This window comes from Pseudomonas sp. FBCC-B1565, assembly GCF_059133265.1.
This window is the reverse complement of the sequence record NZ_CP101438.1, coordinates 5,107,919-5,123,870: the sequence shown is the minus strand read 5'-3', so window position 1 is coordinate 5,123,870 and position 15,952 is coordinate 5,107,919. Positions and strand designations below refer to the sequence as shown.

14 protein-coding genes are annotated in these 15,952 nt (G+C 61.6%); 9 read left to right on the top strand and 5 right to left on the bottom strand.

Annotated elements, in window-relative coordinates; translation table 11 throughout:
• The gene (locus tag NL123_RS23735) at positions 1–498 is read right to left on the bottom strand and encodes a DUF6231 family protein (RefSeq protein ID WP_071488834.1); all 498 of its coding nucleotides are present in this window, start codon (positions 496–498) and stop codon (positions 1–3) included.
• Positions 499–688: 190 nt separating this feature from the next.
• On the opposite strand from NL123_RS23735, the gene NL123_RS23730 reads away from it, so the two are divergent.
• Positions 689–1,384, top strand: a complete 696-nt coding sequence (locus tag NL123_RS23730; RefSeq protein ID WP_248486687.1) for a PA1041 family peptidoglycan-binding anchor lipoprotein — start codon at positions 689–691, stop codon at positions 1,382–1,384.
• 160 nt (positions 1,385–1,544) lie between these two features.
• The gene (locus NL123_RS23725) at positions 1,545–2,303 is read left to right on the top strand and encodes a collagen-like protein (protein ID WP_248488177.1); all 759 of its coding nucleotides are present in this window, start codon (positions 1,545–1,547) and stop codon (positions 2,301–2,303) included.
• A gap of 102 nt (positions 2,304–2,405) precedes the next feature.
• On the opposite strand, the gene NL123_RS23720 is transcribed toward NL123_RS23725, so the two are convergent.
• Positions 2,406–2,870: a CopD family protein gene (locus tag NL123_RS23720; RefSeq protein ID WP_248486689.1), complete on the bottom strand. Its 465-nt coding sequence runs from the start codon at positions 2,868–2,870 to the stop codon at positions 2,406–2,408.
• 99 nt (positions 2,871–2,969) lie between these two features.
• On the opposite strand from NL123_RS23720, the gene dinG reads away from it, so the two are divergent.
• The 5 genes from dinG (at position 2,970) to pdxH (ending at position 10,701) form a co-directional block, all read left to right on the top strand.
• Complete coding sequence (gene dinG, locus NL123_RS23715) at positions 2,970–5,114, top strand: ATP-dependent DNA helicase DinG (protein WP_028619241.1); 2,145 nt, start codon at positions 2,970–2,972, stop codon at positions 5,112–5,114.
• Between the two features lie 89 nt (positions 5,115–5,203).
• A complete protein-coding gene (locus NL123_RS23710; RefSeq protein WP_494356477.1) occupies positions 5,204–7,501 on the top strand; it encodes a beta-galactosidase in 2,298 nt (765 codons plus the stop codon).
• An 82-nt stretch (positions 7,502–7,583) separates the two neighbouring features.
• Positions 7,584–8,729 carry a serine hydrolase domain-containing protein gene (locus tag NL123_RS23705; protein WP_494358337.1) on the top strand — a complete coding sequence of 382 codons (1,146 nt, stop codon included), beginning with the start codon at positions 7,584–7,586 and terminating at the stop codon, positions 8,727–8,729.
• 142 nt (positions 8,730–8,871) lie between these two features.
• On the top strand, positions 8,872–10,026 hold the full coding sequence (locus NL123_RS23700; protein ID WP_248486693.1) for an OmpA family protein: 1,155 nt from the start codon (positions 8,872–8,874) through the stop codon (positions 10,024–10,026).
• A 27-nt stretch (positions 10,027–10,053) separates the two neighbouring features.
• Entirely contained in the window at positions 10,054–10,701 is a 648-nt protein-coding gene (pdxH, locus tag NL123_RS23695; RefSeq protein ID WP_248486695.1) for a pyridoxamine 5'-phosphate oxidase, read from the top strand.
• A gap of 36 nt (positions 10,702–10,737) precedes the next feature.
• Here the strand turns inward: pdxH and NL123_RS23690 are convergent, their stop codons facing one another.
• A complete protein-coding gene (locus NL123_RS23690; protein ID WP_494356476.1) occupies positions 10,738–10,998 on the bottom strand; it encodes a hypothetical protein in 261 nt (86 codons plus the stop codon).
• Positions 10,999–11,155: 157 nt separating this feature from the next.
• Between NL123_RS23690 and NL123_RS23685 the strand changes: the two genes are divergently transcribed.
• Positions 11,156–11,620: an outer membrane lipoprotein gene (locus NL123_RS23685; protein WP_003189251.1), complete on the top strand. Its 465-nt coding sequence runs from the start codon at positions 11,156–11,158 to the stop codon at positions 11,618–11,620.
• A gap of 72 nt (positions 11,621–11,692) precedes the next feature.
• Here NL123_RS23685 and nhaA read toward each other — a convergent pair whose 3' ends face one another.
• Positions 11,693–12,880 (bottom strand): Na+/H+ antiporter NhaA, encoded by a 1,188-nt coding sequence (nhaA, locus tag NL123_RS23680; protein WP_248486699.1) that lies wholly within the window; start codon positions 12,878–12,880, stop codon positions 11,693–11,695.
• 216 nt (positions 12,881–13,096) lie between these two features.
• On the opposite strand from nhaA, the gene NL123_RS23675 reads away from it, so the two are divergent.
• Complete coding sequence (locus tag NL123_RS23675; RefSeq protein WP_494356475.1) at positions 13,097–14,191, top strand: PLP-dependent cysteine synthase family protein; 1,095 nt, start codon at positions 13,097–13,099, stop codon at positions 14,189–14,191.
• Positions 14,192–14,257: 66 nt separating this feature from the next.
• On the opposite strand, the gene NL123_RS23670 is transcribed toward NL123_RS23675, so the two are convergent.
• A complete protein-coding gene (locus tag NL123_RS23670) occupies positions 14,258–15,871 on the bottom strand; it encodes an NAD(P)/FAD-dependent oxidoreductase (protein WP_248486702.1) in 1,614 nt (537 codons plus the stop codon).
• Positions 15,872–15,952: the final 81 nt, after the last annotated feature.

Genomic DNA, 15,952 nt, shown 5'->3' with positions numbered 1-15,952 from the left:
TTACCACCAATACTTTCCGAAGTTTTCCGGGTTCGCCCAAAAGCGGGCGTTGAGCCAGTCCGGCACCTGTTTATAGTCAAGCAGATCATAGGTAAACAGCGTCAGAACCTGTTCGTCACGCTGGAAACGCTCGCCAGCCTGCAGGGCCAGGGAGAAGAAGTCGGTGTCCTTCCAGTCGCAGGCCCCCAGGTCAACCAGCACCGCAATGCGGCTGGCGTTGAGGTTGCGGATACCGCCCAGCAGGGTCAGGCCTTGCGGTTTTGACAGGTGCTCCAGGCAATCCACCACTAGCGCCAGGTCAAAACGCTGCGCGGCCAGCTCCGCCGGCAGTGGGCCGGGTGGGGCAACAGCAACCTGGGTGCCGGGGTGTGCTGCTTGAAAAGCCTCCAGCGCCGGGAACTGGCTGGCGCCCAACAGCAACAGGCGTTTGGGCTGGTGCAAGTCGAGCAAGGCGGCCAGGGCCTGCTGGGGTGTACGGTCAGAAATACCGGCGGTCATCAGAGATCCTCACATCAGGACCGTAGAGACTAGCGCGGCTGAGCGTGCGGGCCTAGAGCGGGTGGCAGCGAAAAATCCTACGAGGGCGATGATCCTCAATGAATACGGGGGCGCGGCGTAGTGGCGCAGATGAAAAGAGCCGTCTTTACTCCACTCATCGGCCCCCGCCGATCCCCTCAGGAGAAACTCAATGAGCATCATGCGGACAGCTCTACCCTTGGTTCTGCTAACCGGAGTATTGACAGGTTGCGCAGGTTTGCAAAAAACCGATTGGCCCACCTGTGCCGCCGTTGGCGGTGTGACCGGTGCGGCGATCGGTGCCACTGAAAGCTCGGCCTATGCGGGCTACGGCGCGTTGTTGGTCGGCGGTATGGCCGGCGCCTATTGCTGGGTGCATGGCGATGGTGACGAAGACGGCGACGGTGTGCCGGACAGCCGTGACAAATGCCCAGGCACGCCAAAAGGCGTGCAGGTGGATGCCAATGGCTGCCCACCCGCGCCGCCGCCGGCTGTGGTTGAGGAAGTGGTGGTGGTCAAGGAAGAAACCATTGTGATCCGTGACGTGCACTTCCAGTTCGACTCAGCCATGTTGACGGCGGCGGATACCGCCAAGCTGGACACCGTCGCTACCCGCCTGAAACAGGAAGCCCCAGGCGCTCAACTACGGGTCAGCGGTCACACCGACAGCGTCGGTAAAGACGCCTACAACCAGAAACTCTCGGAAAGACGCGCGCATTCGGTGGTCGAGTACCTGATCAAGTCCGGTGTGCCGCGCAGCAGCTTTGTATCGGTGACCGGTGCAGGCGAGAGCCATCCGGTAGCCGACAACAAAACCGCTGAAGGCCGTGCCTTGAACCGTCGTACGGAAATCCAGATCAACCGCTGACGGCCCTTGCCCCTGTGGAATCCCACAGGGGCAATACTGCCGATCCTCCCCTTTATTAACTTTTTTGATCCTTCACTGGCAAAGCGCCTGCGGAAGTCGTTACTGTGCGTCCAAAGAAAAACTAGAAATATTTTTTGAAAAAATTCAGGGGAGCTCCATGATGCGTAAGGTTTTTCTGTTGGCCCTGTTGGTCAGCCCCGTTGCCCTGGCCCAGAGCGTCAGTGTTGAACCCAACTCGTTGATGCGCCTGCCCAACAGCACCAGCGTGTTGCAATTGGAGCGCCTGGAGGTGGCGGACTACGGCACCTTGCTGATCCCCGCCAACATCAGCCAGGTCAGCGTGGATGAGTTGCGCCTGGGCCGCGACGCCCGTATCGCCATTGTTCCCGGCAACACCGCGCTGCAATTGCAGGTGCATCATGCGCAGTTGGATCACGGCAGCCAGATCACCTCCCGCGGCGCTCCCGGCACCCACGAAAAACCAGCCAAGGCCGGGCGTGACCTGACCCTGCGCATCAATTCCCTGGCGGCAGAAGAACTCTCGGTGGATGCCCGTGGCGGCGCCGGTGCCCAAGGTTATGCCGGGCTGGACGGTGCCAATGGCGTGGATCCGGGTTGCACCTGGGGCTCGGCCGGTCGTGGCGCCAATGGTGATAACGGCGGCGATGGCTTGCCGGGGGCGTCGGGCGCGCAGGTACGGGTCGAGTTGCCGCAGGATTTCCCGGCTGACCATATCAAGGTTTGGGTCGACGGCGGTCCAGGTGGGTTGGCCGGTACGGCGGGCAAGCCTGGCAAGGGCGGCCAGTCCAAAGGCTGCCTGGTGTATCGCGCCGATGGCGGCGAGAAAGGCCGTCCAGGCTTGGAAGGGCAGCCGGGGCCGGCAGGGCCTGCGGGGACTGTGACCATCCAGCGGCTTTGAATTGCTTGCTCTGACGCCATCGGGGGCAAGCCCCCTCCCACAATTGGAATGCATTCCAACTGTGGGAGGGGGCTTGCCCCCGATGGCGATATATCTATCGCCTCAGAACATCGGCCGAGCCGAAGCAATCGCCACCACCACCAACCCTACAATCAAGTTGATCCCCACCAACCGGCGAATCTGCCCCAGCGCTGCTGCGCCCGCCGGCCAATCCTCAGCCGCCACTGCCTTGCGCAGTTCCGGCAACTTCAGCGCCTGGATGCGGATAAACAACGCCGTCATCACCAGATACAGGCCCATCATCACCTGCACATAACGCGGTGCCGTCTCAAACCCGTTGAAGCGCAAGTGCAGCAGACCAATGCCGCTGATCGGCAAAACCGCCACGGCGATCCACACCCACACGAAAAAACGTTGAAACACATTTACCCACAGCTTGAGCCGGGCAGGGCCTTCAAGTGCCGCCACAGCGGCGGGGCGCAGGATCATCCAGGCGAAAAACATACCGCCGACCCATATCAGGGCGGCCAATACATGCAGGGTGTAAGCGAGGCTAAACGCGGTCATTGTGGTACTCCGTTCTGCGCAGGATTCATTAGCGGGGTATGATAGCCGCCGATCCGAACCACTGAAAATTTATCCAGCGTTTTTTGCGCCCGACTATCCATGATCAGCACTGAACTCAAAACCACGATCCAGGGTGCCTATTCGCGTTTTCTCGAAGCCAAGAGCTTGAAACCGCGCTACGGCCAACGCCTGATGATCGCCGAAGTGGCCAAGGTCCTCGGGGATATCGACACCGACGACGAAGGTCGCCGCGAGGGTGAGCCCGCGGTCGTGGCCGTCGAGGCCGGTACCGGTACCGGCAAGACCGTGGCCTACAGCCTGGCCGCGATCCCGACCGCCAAGGCCGCCGGCAAGCGCCTGGTGATTGCCACCGCCACTGTCGCCCTGCAGGAGCAGATCGTCTACAAAGACCTGCCCGACCTGATGCGCAACAGCGGCCTGAACTTCACCTTCGCCCTGGCCAAGGGGCGTGGCCGCTACATGTGCCTGTCCAAGCTCGATGTGCTGTTGCAGGAAGGTCACGCGCAAACTGCCACTGCCCAACTGTTCGAAGAAGAAGGCTTCAAGATCGAAGTCGATGAGGCCAGCCAGAAGCTGTTTACCAGCATGATTGAGAAACTGGCCGGCAATAAATGGGACGGTGACCGCGACAGCTGGCCCACCGCCCTCGAAGATTCCGACTGGGCACGCCTGACCACCGACCACAGCCAATGCACCAACCGTCATTGCCCCAACTTCGGCCAGTGCGCCTTCTACAAGGCCCGCGAAGGCATGGGCAAGGTCGATGTGATTGTCACCAACCACGACATGGTGCTGGCCGACCTGGCCCTGGGCGGCGGTGCGGTGTTGCCGGACCCGCGCGACACCCTTTATGTGTTTGACGAAGGCCACCATCTGCCCGACAAGGCCATCGGCCATTTCGCCCATTACACGCGCCTGCGCTCCACCGCCGACTGGCTCGAAACCACCGCGAAGAACCTCACCAAATTGCTGGCCCAGCACCCGCTGCCGGGCGACCTGGGCAAGCTGATCGAACAGGTGCCGGAGCTGGCGCGGGAGATCAAGACCCAGCAGCAATTCATGTTCAGTGCCTGCGAGCAGGTGGCCGACTTCAAGCCCGGTGAAGATGTGGAGGGGCGTGAGCGTCCCCGCCATCGTTTTGTCGGCGGTCTGATCCCCGAGCACATGCGCGAAATGGGCATCGAGCTGAAGAAGGGCTTTTCACGCCTGACCGATCTGTTCACCCGTCTTACGGATTTGCTCAAGGAAGGCATGGACGGCGAGGTCAACATCGGCATCGCCAGCAACCAGGCCGAGGAATGGTACCCGCTGTTCGGCAGCCTGCTGTCCCGTTCCCAGGGCAACTGGGAGCTGTGGACCGCCTTCACCGTCGAAGACCCGGAAGACAACCCGCCCATGGCGCGCTGGCTGACCCTGTCGGAAAGCGGTGCGCTGTTCGATATCGAGGTCAACGCCAGCCCGATCCTGGCCGCCGAAATGCTGCGCCGCAACCTGTGGAACGTGGCCTATGGCTGCCTGGTGACCTCCGCCACGCTGACCGCCCTGGGCACCTTCGACCGCTTCCGCATGCGCGCCGGCCTGCCGAAAAAGGCTGTCACCGCCGTGGTGCCAAGCCCGTTCCATCACGCCGATGCGGGCGTGCTGCGGGTGCCGGACCTCAAGGCCGACCCACGGGACGCAGCGGCGCACACCGCCGCCATCATCCGTGACCTGCCGGAGTTGGTCGAAGGTTCGCGCGGAACGCTGGTGCTGTTCTCGTCACGCAAACAGATGCAGGACGTGTTCGATGGCCTCGACCGTGACTGGCGCAAGCAAGTGTTCATTCAGGGCAACCTGTCCAAGCAGGAGACCCTGAACAAACACAAGGCGCGTGTAGACGGCGGCGACTCCAGCGTGCTGTTCGGCCTGGCCAGCTTCGCCGAAGGCGTGGACTTGCCGGGTGCCTACTGCGAACACGTGGTGATCGCCAAGATCCCGTTCTCGGTGCCGGACGATCCGGTCGAGGCGGCCCTGGCCGAGTGGATCGAGGCGCGGGGCGGTAACCCGTTCATGGAGATCTCGGTGCCGGATGCTTCCTTGAAGTTGGTCCAGGCTTGCGGTCGCTTGCTGCGTACCGAAGAGGACCGGGGCACCATCACCTTGCTCGACCGCCGTTTGGTCACCCAGCGTTATGGCAAGGCCATCCTGAATGCCTTGCCGCCGTTCAGGCGCGAAATTTCTTAAGCCACTGTGGGCGTTTTCGCCCACTTCGTGGTCTATCTCACTGTATTTCATCAGGCCATTCATCGGCCGTCTGGGAGAACCTTGTTCGTATGATTCGCACGCTGCCCGCCGTTTTTGCCCTGCTGTTTGCCGCGCCCTTGATGGCCGCGCCCGCTGGGCAACAGACTTTGTTCAACTTCGTCCGGCCTGCCGATGTGGTCAAGGTGGCGACCCTGGACGCCAGCCTGCCGCAATACAACGCCGAACAAACCCCTGAGGGCGAAGTGCTGCGCCGCATCACATTCAACCCGGCCGCCGAACCGAGCCTGGTGCTGAGCCCGCAGACCGGCACCTGGGACTGGTCCCAGTCGGGTGCCATGAGCCTGCGTATCCAGAGTGCGATGGACTGGGCATTGACCCTCTACGTCAAGGTGCAGAGCGCGGATGGCAAGACCCTGGTCAGCCGCATCGACCTGCCGGCCGGCCCGGCCCAGACCTTGCTGGTTCCTCTGCAGGCCAACTCGCCGCTGAGCCAGGGCATGAAGGCCGGCCCACCGATGCCGATCATTGTGGACGGCCAGCGTGTGCTGCTGGCCAGCAGTGCAGGCGAAATCGACCGCAGCCAGGTGGTGTCGGTGACGGTGTCGATGCTCAAGCCCAACGCCGCCCAAAGCATCCTGCTGGAGCGCTTTGGCGTGCAGGACAGCGAGCCGGTGCTGAAGGCGGCCTACAGCGAGCTGGTGGACGCCTATGGTCAATCCACCCGTGCGCGGTGGCCGGAAAAGGTCAGCAGTGACGAACAACTCAAGGCCGCTGCGGCCAAGGAGCAACAGCAGCTCCAGGGCTGGCTGGCCACGCGGGATAAATCCGCTTTGGATCAATACGGCGGCTGGAACAAAGGCCCGGCATTCGATGCCAGCGGGTTTTTCCGTACCGAGAAGCGCGATGGGCGCTGGTACCTGGTGACGCCGGAAGGGCATCCGTTCTACTCCCTGGGCGTCAATACCGTGGCCCCGGACAACAGCCAGACCTATGTGGCCGGCCGTGAGTGGATGTTCACCGCGCTGCCCAAGGGCGGCGAACCGTTCGATAAGTACTACGGCAGCGGCGACAACCGCAGCGGTAACGGCGCGGGGGAAGGCCGTGGCTTTGGTGCCGGGCGTTGGTATGACTTTTACGGCGCCAACTTGCAGCGCACCTATGGCGGTGATGGCTTCGACCAGAAACGCTGGGTCACTCACACCCTCGATCGCTTGCAGGCCTGGGGTTTCAACACCGTCGGCAATTGGAGCGACGAGAGTCTGGCCACCGCTGACCGGGTTCCCTACACTTTGCCGCTGTCGATCGTCGGCGATTACGCCAGCATCAGCACCGGCACTGACTGGTGGGGCGGCATGCCCGACCCGTTCGACCCGCGCTTCGCCATGGCCACCGAGCGCGCCGTGGCGATTGCCGCCCGTGACCACCGCGATGACCCGTGGTTGATCGGCTTTTTTGCCGACAACGAGCTGGCCTGGGCCGGCCCCGGCGATGATCCGAAATCCCGCTACGCCTTGGCGTACGGCACGCTGCGCATGACCACCGACGTGCCGGCCAAGCGCGCGTTCCTCAAGCAACTGCGCGACAAGTACCGCAACGAAGAAGGTTTGTCGAAAGCCTGGGGCATCGAGTTGAAGGGCTGGGAGCTGATGGAGGACCCGGGCTTCGAACCGCCGATGCCGAATCCCGAGCACCCGGAAATCGAGGCGGACTTCAAATACTTCCAGAAGACCTTCGCCGATGCCTACTTCAAGACCATTTCCGACTCGTTGAAATGGCATGCGCCCCATCAACTGCTGCTGGGCGGCCGTTATGCGGTCAGCACGCCGGAAGCCGTGGCCTCCTGTGCGCAATATTGCGATGTGTTGAGTTTCAATATGTATACCCTCAAACCCCAGGACGGTTACGACTTCGCCGCGTTGCGGGCGTTGGACAAGCCGGTGCTGATCACCGAATTCAACTTCGGCTCGGCCGACCGTGGGCCGTTCTGGGGCGGCGTGACGCAGTTGGCCAGGGAAGAAGATCGCGGCGCGGCGTATGCCAACTTCCTCAAGCAGGCCATGGCCGAGCCGTCGATTGTCGGCGTGCACTGGTTCCAGTACCTGGACCAGCCGGTGACCGGGCGTCTGCTGGACGGTGAGAATGGCCACTTTGGCCTGGTCGGTATCACCGACGTACCGTTTCAGGGTTTTGTCGACAGCGTGCGCAAAAGCAACTTGGCAGCCGTCGACCAGCTGGGCAAGGAAGCGCAAAAGGCCAAGGCGGCAGGCGCCGCGCGTGAAAGCGAAGGTGGCAGGGCCGGGCATGAAGGCAAAGGCCCGGGGCAGGGCGCCGGGCATGCAGGCGGGCACTCCGGGAATGGTCATTGATTGAGCGCTGACGGGTTCACAAAACCCACCAGGGCTGGAACAATGTCGGCCACTTTTTTCGATGTTTTCCGAGGGCGCTCAGGTGCAGATCCAGGGTCATTACGAACTCCAGTTCGAAGCGGTACGTGAAGCGTTCGCCGCGTTGTTCGATGACCCGCAGGAGCGTGGTGCCGGGCTCTGCATCCAGATCGGCGGCGAAACGGTCGTCGACCTGTGGGCCGGCACCGCCGACAAGGACGGCGCCGAGGCCTGGCACAGCGACACCATCGTCAACCTGTTCTCCTGCACCAAGACCTTCACCGCCGTCACGGCCCTGCAATTGGTGGCCGAAGGCAAATTGCAACTGGATGCGCCGGTCGCCAATTACTGGCCGGAATTCGCCGCTGCCGGGAAAGAAACAGTCACCCTGCGCCAGTTGCTGTGCCACCAGGCCGGTTTGCCGGCGATCCGCGAAATGCTGCCTACCGAAGCCCTGTACGACTGGCAATTGATGGTCGACACCCTGGCGGCAGAAGCTCCCTGGTGGACGCCGGGCCAGGGCCATGGCTACGAGGCGATCACCTACGGCTGGCTGGTCGGTGAGTTGCTGCGGCGTGCCGATGGTCGCGGGCCGGGAGAGTCCATCGTGGCGCGGGTCGCACGGCCATTGGGCTTGGACTTCCATGTGGGCCTGGCGGACGAAGAGTTTTATCGCGTGGCCCATATAGCGCGCAGCAAAGGCAATATGGGCGATGAAGCCGCGCAACGTTTACTGCAAGTAATGATGCGCGAACCGACGGCCATGACCACCCGTGCATTTGCCAATCCACCGTCTATTCTGACCAGCACTAATAAACCCGAATGGCGCCGTATGCAGCAGCCGGCGGCAAATGGTCACGGCAATGCGCGCAGCCTGGCGGGTTTTTATAGTGGATTGTTGGACGGTAGTTTGCTGGAGGCCGACATGCTCGAACAATTGACCCGCGAGCACAGCATCGGCCCGGATAAAACATTATTGACACAAACCCGTTTCGGCCTCGGCTGCATGTTGGATCAGCCGCAGTTGGCCAATGCCACCTTCGGCCTTGGCCCACGTGCGTTCGGGCATCCGGGCGCTGGCGGTTCGGTGGGGTTTGCCGATCCTGAACATGATGTAGCGTTCGGTTTCGTGACTAATACACTCGGACCTTATGTACTTATGGACCCGCGGGCACAGAAGTTGGTCAGAATATTGGCCGGTTGTCTGTAAACCCCTTGCTGTTTCACGTTTTTTTGTTACAAAGGCAACTATAAGAAGACGCTGTAGGAATAGTCGTAACTTTATTCATCTACAAGCGTCTGTTTAACGGATCATTTAGATCCCTGGTTTTTTCTCATTTTGTGGATATCTCATGTTATCGAACAAGTCCTTGGCTCTTGCGCTATGCCTCACTATTACCGGTTGCGCACAAACTCCACAAAATGATGCCGAGGGCGGGCATTGGTGGTCATTTGGATCCGATAAGGCCACGACCAAGGACGCAGTGACCCAAGCCGATGCCAAGCCGGAGGCTAAACCGGACGCCAAGCCGGCTGCCGGCGCCAAGCCTGCCGCACCGGTAGCCGCTGCGGCTGCTGCGCCAACCCCGGCTCCAGCCGCCAAGGCTGACACCGGTTCCAGCTGGTGGCCATTCTCTTCCAAGACCGCCGACGAAAAGGCTGCCGATGCCAAGGCCGACCTGAAAGCCGACCTCAAGGCCGCAGAACCTGCACCAGCGGTTGCCAAGACCGACACCGAAACCCACTGGTGGTGGCCGTTCGAAAGCAAACCCAAACCATTGGCCAAGGTCGACGTGACCAACGTGCCGATGCCCGACCCGAAAATCACCCAAGCCTGGCTGGACGACTATGAGCCGCGTCTGCGCGCGGCCATCAAGGACAGCAACCTGCAACTCGAGCGTCGCGATAACGTCCTTGTGGTGATTGCCCCGGTTGATGGTTCCTACAACCCGAAACGGCCGGCCATGCTGCTGCCGGTCACCCTCGGTCCGTTCACCCGGGTTGCCAAGGCGGTTGAAGCCGATCCGAAGACTGCCGTGCTGGTACTGGGCCACGTCGATGCCACCGGCACCGCCCCGGCCAGCCAGGCGCTGACCAAGGAGCGTGCACAGTCCATCGCCTCGATCTTCAGCCTCAGCGGCTTGAAGCAAGACCGTCTGATGCTGCGCGGCATGGGCGACCTGATGCCACGTGCGGCCAACGACAGCAGCCAGGGCCGCGCCCTGAACCGTCGCATGGAAATCATGTTCACCCAGCGCACCACCATGCTGGCGCTGCTGAGCAAGTATCAGTCGGGTAAAACCCCGCCTGTCGCCGAAATGGTTGCGGTGCAGGACGTTCCAGCCCCGGCTCCAGCCGCCAAGGCCCCGGCCAAGAAAGCTTCGACCGCCAAGAAAGCGGCTGCCAAGCCAGCGGCCAAGAAAGCCCCGGCCAAGCCAGCGGCTAAAAAAGCGGCACCCGCCAAAGCCAAGGCCGCTGCACCGGCAAACGACCAGGCGAAAAACTGATCCGCTGAACCAGAAGGATAAAGCTGCATGACCCAGGCACTGGCCGATATGCGCCGTGACTACACACGGGATGGCTTGAGCGAGGCCCAGGCCCCGAGCGAGCCGTTTGCCTTGTTCCACCAGTGGTTTGCCGACGCGGTGAAAACCGAGCAGCCACCGGTGGAGGCCAATGCCATGACCTTGGCCACGGCCGACCAGGACGGTCGCCCGCACTGCCGCATCCTGTTGCTCAAGGGCCTGGATGCGCAGGGCTTTACCTTCTTCACCAATTATCAGAGCGCCAAGGGCCAACAGCTTGCGGCGCGGCCGTTTGCAGCCATGACGTTTTTCTGGCCGACCCTGGAGCGCCAAGTGCGCATTGAGGGTCGGGTGGTGAAGGTCACGCCTGAAGAGTCGGATGCTTATTACCAGGTTCGTCCCTTGGGCAGCCGCCTGGGGGCATGGGCGTCTCCGCAAAGTCAGGTCATCCGTGACCGGGAAGAGCTGCAGGACCTGCTCAAGGCTACCGAGCAGCGTTTCAGCGATACCCAGCCTGACTGCCCGGAGCACTGGGGTGGCTATCGCCTGTTACCCGAACGCATCGAGTTCTGGCAGGGCCGTGCCAGCCGCTTGCATGACCGCCTGAACTATCGCCTGCAAGGGGCCGACTGGACCCGCGAACGCCTGGCACCCTGAGCTGCACCTTTCGTCACTTCGCTTGAATGTTGCCCATCACCCCGAAGTCTTTTGAACAGAGGCTTCGGGCGTGTACTGCTGTGCCGCATTCTTCAGCCAGTTCGGCAAGTCGGACCGTTTGATCTTCAATGCTCGGGCCTGCTCCAGTTGGTTGAGCATGAAGGCACGCTTCTCCAGATCATTGCCCGCCATGGATAGTGCCAGGTCGCGGTCGATCCAGCGCCGGATGCGCAGGTACAACCAGCCGTGGAAATACAGGCCGGCAAGGGTTGCGACTACAATGATGAAGTAATCCATGAAGATCCCGGTTGAGAGAACAGCGCTACCGTTCGTCTGTTTTTCTGGTGTGGGCAGTCTGTACTAAGGCTGAATGAAAGCAATTTTCTGCGGTGCTTGCCGTGACAGGCGTCAAGCTGCAGCGTTTAATGACCACCTGTCCTTTGGAGTTGATGCTATGCGTAAGTCTGTTTTACTGGTTGCCTGCTTTACCACCCTGTCTTTGCTGCTGGGTGGCTGCGCCTCGAGTCTGACCGGCGACTCGTACTCCCGTGACGAGGCGCGTCGTGTCCAGACCGTGCGCATGGGTACCATCGAATCCCTGCGTCCGGTGAAAATCGAAGGCACCAAGACCCCAATCGGCGGCGCTGCAGGTGCAGTCATCGGCGGTGTTGGCGGCAGTGCCATCGGCGGTGGCCGTGGCAGCATCGTGACCGCCGTGATCGGCGCCGTCGCCGGCGGCCTGCTGGGCTCTGCCACCGAAGAAGGCCTGACCCGCACCCAGGGTGTGGAAATCACTGTCCGCGAAGACGACGGCAGCATGCGTGCCTACGTGCAGGCTGTGCAGGAAAATGAAATCTTCCGCATCGGCGACCGCGTACGCATCATGACCGTTGACGGTACCAGCCGCGTTACTCGCTAAACGTCGGGTGTAGAAATACAAAACCCCAACCGGGTGACTGGTTGGGGTTTTTGGTTTTCGAGGCTGTCAAATTCAAACCTGAGGTGCGGCCTTTTTACGACTCGCCATTGCCGTCACCGCATACCCAATACACGCCGCCAATATCGACCCGGTCAAAATCCCCATCCGGTCTTCCCCGGCAAACTCACTGGCCCCCGGTACGAATGCCAGCGAGCCAACGAACAGGCTCATGGTAAAGCCGATACCGCACAGGATCGCCACGCCAAACACCTGGCCCCAGTTCGCCCCGCTGGGCAGGGCGGCCAGGCCAGTCTTGATGGCCAGCCAGGTAAGGCCGAACACACCGATGGTCTTGCCGATCAGCAGGCCCGCGGCGATACCCATGGGCACGTGGTGGGTGAAGCTTTCCAGGCTCACGCCGGTCAGGGACACGCCAGCGTTGGCAAAAGCGAACAACGGCAGGATGCCGTAAGCCACCCACGGGTGCAGGGCATGCTCCAGCGTGAGCAGCGGCGAGGGCTCGGCGTTTTTGGTGCGCATCGGGATGCAGAACGCCAATGTCACACCGGCCAGCGTCGCGTGTACGCCGCTCTTGAGCACGCATACCCACAGGATCAGCCCGACGATCAGGTACGGCCCGAGCTTGATCACGCCCAGGCGGTTCATCGCGATCAACGCAATCAGGCAGGCGCCCGCACCCGCCAGGGCGGCACCGGACAAATCGGCGGAATAGAACACGGCAATCACGATGATTGCACCGAGGTCGTCAATGATCGCCAGGGTCATCAGGAACAGCTTCAGCGACACCGGCACGCGCTTGCCCAGCAGGGCCAGCACGCCGAGGGCGAAGGCAATGTCGGTGGCCATGGGAATCGCCCAGCCGGAAAGCGCCGCAGGGTAGTCCTTGTTGATCGCCCAGTAGATCAGCGCCGGCACCACCATGCCGCCGATGGCGGCTGCGCCGGGCAGTACCACTTGCGAGGGCTTGGACAGGTGGCCGTCGAGCAGCTCGCGCTTGACCTCCAGGCCGATCAGCAGGAAGAACAGGGCCATCAGGCCATCGTTGATCCACAGCAGGGCGGGCTTGGCAATTTTCAGCGCGCCGATCTGCGCCACCACCGGTACATCGAGAAACGCGCTGTACAGGTGCGACAAAGGTGAATTGTTGATGATCAGCGCCAAGGCCGCAGCCGCGATCAACAACAGACCGCTGGCGGCTTCCAGCTGGAAGAAACGGGTGAAAGTGCTACGCAGAGGCAAGGGATGCTCTCCAATCCAGGTTCAATAGGTGGGTACCCTAACCCGTACCGTTAGTTGTTAAAACAAAAGTTATATTCTTATTTGTTATAAGAGGCTGGCTGGGGTGATGTTGCGGCTAAGCCTAGCAATTGTGTGTCCGATTGCGTCGGTACTGTATCTGTGTGGTCTGTAGGAAACCCCCTAAAATCAGGGCTGACACCTTCAGAGAAACTCTCCATGAGCGACCACCGTCCCTGGGCCCGCGAAGCCATTCGTATCATTGAAGCAGACTTCCAGCGCAGCGCCGACACGCACCTGATTCCCTTGCCGCTACCAGGCTTGCCAGGCATCGAGTTGTACTTCAAGGACGAGTCCAGCCATCCCACCGGCAGCCTGAAGCATCGGCTGGCCCGCTCGTTGTTCCTGTACGCATTGTGTAATGGCTGGCTCAAACCTGGCGCGCCGGTGATCGAAGCGTCCAGCGGCTCGACGGCGATTTCCGAGGCCTACTTTGCCCGACTGCTGGGTTTGCCGTTTATTGCGGTAATGCCGGCTACCACGTCCCAGGAAAAAATCGCACAGATTGCCTTCTACGGCGGCAAGAGCCACCTGGTACAGGATCCGACGCAGATCTACGCCGAATCAGAACGCCTGGCGCGAGAAAGCGGTGGTCATTTCATGGACCAGTTCACCTACGCCGAACGCGCCACTGACTGGCGGGCGAACAACAACATCGCCGAGTCGATCTTCCAGCAGATGCGTTTCGAGCAGCATCCGGAGCCGAGTTGGCTGATCTCCAGCCCTGGCACCGGCGGCACCACCGCCACCCTCGGTCGTTATGTGCGCTATCGCCAGCATTGCACCCGCGTGTTGTGTGCCGATGCCGAGCGTTCGGTGTTCTTTGATTTCTACCAGAGTGGTGATGCCAGCTTGCGTCTGGACTGTGGTTCGCGGATTGAAGGCATTGGCCGACCACGGGTCGAGGCGTCGTTTTTGCCCAAGGTCATCGATGCGATGGTCAAGGTGCCGGACGCGCTGTCGTTGGCGGCCATGCATTACCTGGCTGAACGGCTGGGACGACGGGTTGGTGGTTCCAGCGGGACTAACCTGATTGGCGCCCTGGTGGCGGCGCAGCAGATGAAGGCGGCAGGAGAGTCGGGATCGATCGTGGCGATTTTGTGTGATGGAGGTGAGCGGTATGCCACAACCTATTACGACCAGGCCTGGCTGGCGGGGCAGGGCTATGCGTTGGACGGTTTGATTGCGGCTGTTGCAGCCAGTGTCGAACAGGGCGAGCCGTTGCCGGACAGCATCCTGCGCGCAAACATTTAACCTTGTAGGAGCCCGGCTTGCCGGCGATGGCGATCTTGAAGACGCCATCGCCGGCAAGGCAATGTGTCAGGCTTCCAGGCCCAACATATCCCGAGCCAACGCCTCGGCAATCCGAATCCCATCCACGCCCGCCGACAGAATCCCACCGGCATAACCAGCACCTTCACCGGCGGGGAACAGTCCTTTCACGTTCAAACTCTGCATCGATTCGTTCCGGGTGATCCGCAACGGTGATGAGGTGCGCGTCTCGATGCCCGTCAATACCGCGTCGTGCAACGAGTAGCCCTTGATCTGCTTCTCGAACGCTGGCAACGCTTCACGGATCGCTTCGATGGCGAAGTCCGGCAAGGCCAGGGCCAAATCGCCAAGAGACACGCCTGGTTTGTAGGAAGGCTCCACGCTACCCATCACGGTGGAAGGCTTGCCGGCGATGAAATCGCCCACCAACTGTGCCGGGGCTTCGTAGTTGCTGCCGCCGAGGATATAGGCGTGGGACTCCAGGCGTTCCTGCAACTCGATACCCGCCAACGGGCCGCCTGGGTAATCCACCTCTGGGGTGATGCCGACCACGATGCCGGAGTTGGCGTTGCGCTCGTTGCGCGAGTATTGGCTCATGCCGTTGGTGACCACGCGGTTCGGCTCGGAAGTCGCCGCCACCACGGTGCCGCCTGGGCACATGCAGAAGCTGTAGACCGAGCGGCCGTTCTTGGCATGGTGCACCAGCTTGTAGTCGGCGGCACCGAGTTTCGGGTGGCCGGCGTATTTGCCCAGGCGCGCGGCGTCGATCAGTGATTGCGGGTGTTCGATACGGAACCCTACCGAGAACGGTTTGGCTTCCATGTACACGCCACGGGAGTGGAGCATGCGGAACGTATCGCGGGCACTGTGCCCCAGGGCCAGGATCACGTGTTTGGAGAGGATCTGCTCGCCGCCATCGATGACGACACCGTTCAACTGGCCGTCTTCGATCAGCACATCGGTCACTCGTTGCTCGAAGCGCACCTCACCGCCCAGGGCGATGATCTGCTCGCGCATGTTTTCCACCACGCCGGTCAGGCGGAACGTACCGATATGCGGTTTGCTGACGTAGAGGATTTCTTCCGGCGCACCGGCCTTGACGAACTCGTGCAGCACTTTGCGGCCGTGGAATTTCGGGTCCTTGATCTGGCTGTACAGCTTGCCGTCGGAAAAGGTCCCGGCGCCGCCTTCACCGAACTGCACGTTGGACTCGGGGTTGAGCACGCTTTTGCGCCACAGGCCCCAGGTGTCCTTGGTGCGCTGGCGCACTTCCTTGCCACGCTCGAGGATGATCGGCTTGAAGCCCATCTGGGCCAGCAACAGCCCGGCGAAGATCCCGCACGGGCCAAAGCCGACGACGATCGGGCGTTCGGTCAGGCCTTGCGGTGCATGGCCTACGACCTTGTAGCTGACATCCGGCGCCGGGTTGACGTTGCGGTCATCGGCAAACTTGAGCAGCAGGGCGGCTTCGCCCTCTACGTTCAAGTCGATGGTGTAGATGAAGCACAGCTCCGACGACTTCTTGCGCGCATCGTAGCTGCGTTTGAACAGGGTGAAATCGAGCAGGTCATCACTGGCGATGCCCAGGCGCTGCACGATGGCAGGCCGCAGGTCTTCTTCGGGATGGTCGATGGGCAGCTTGAGTTCGGTGATTCGTAACATGACGGGATCCGGTAGGCGGCGGGCAGAGAGGCCGGCTGTTTTGCAAACCGGCGATTATAAGCCCCAATGACCGTTTCCCGT

Excerpts from the sequence above, each read along its gene's own strand:
- NL123_RS23725 (WP_248488177.1), top strand. The coding sequence starts at position 1,545 with ATGCGTAAGGTTTTTCTGTTGGCCCTGTTGGTCAGCCCCGTTGCCCTG.
- NL123_RS23700 (WP_248486693.1), top strand. The coding sequence starts at position 8,872 with ATGTTATCGAACAAGTCCTTGGCTCTTGCGCTATGCCTCACTATTACC.
- NL123_RS23720 (WP_248486689.1), bottom strand. The coding sequence starts at position 2,870 with ATGACCGCGTTTAGCCTCGCTTACACCCTGCATGTATTGGCCGCCCTG.
- pdxH (WP_248486695.1), top strand. The coding sequence starts at position 10,054 with ATGACCCAGGCACTGGCCGATATGCGCCGTGACTACACACGGGATGGC.
- NL123_RS23670 (WP_248486702.1), bottom strand. The coding sequence starts at position 15,871 with ATGTTACGAATCACCGAACTCAAGCTGCCCATCGACCATCCCGAAGAA.
- dinG (WP_028619241.1), top strand. The coding sequence starts at position 2,970 with ATGATCAGCACTGAACTCAAAACCACGATCCAGGGTGCCTATTCGCGT.
- NL123_RS23675 (WP_494356475.1), top strand. The coding sequence starts at position 13,097 with ATGAGCGACCACCGTCCCTGGGCCCGCGAAGCCATTCGTATCATTGAA.
- NL123_RS23685 (WP_003189251.1), top strand. The coding sequence starts at position 11,156 with ATGCGTAAGTCTGTTTTACTGGTTGCCTGCTTTACCACCCTGTCTTTG.
- NL123_RS23690 (WP_494356476.1), bottom strand. The coding sequence starts at position 10,998 with ATGGATTACTTCATCATTGTAGTCGCAACCCTTGCCGGCCTGTATTTC.
- NL123_RS23730 (WP_248486687.1), top strand. The coding sequence starts at position 689 with ATGAGCATCATGCGGACAGCTCTACCCTTGGTTCTGCTAACCGGAGTA.
- NL123_RS23735 (WP_071488834.1), bottom strand. The coding sequence starts at position 498 with ATGACCGCCGGTATTTCTGACCGTACACCCCAGCAGGCCCTGGCCGCC.
- NL123_RS23710 (WP_494356477.1), top strand. The coding sequence starts at position 5,204 with ATGATTCGCACGCTGCCCGCCGTTTTTGCCCTGCTGTTTGCCGCGCCC.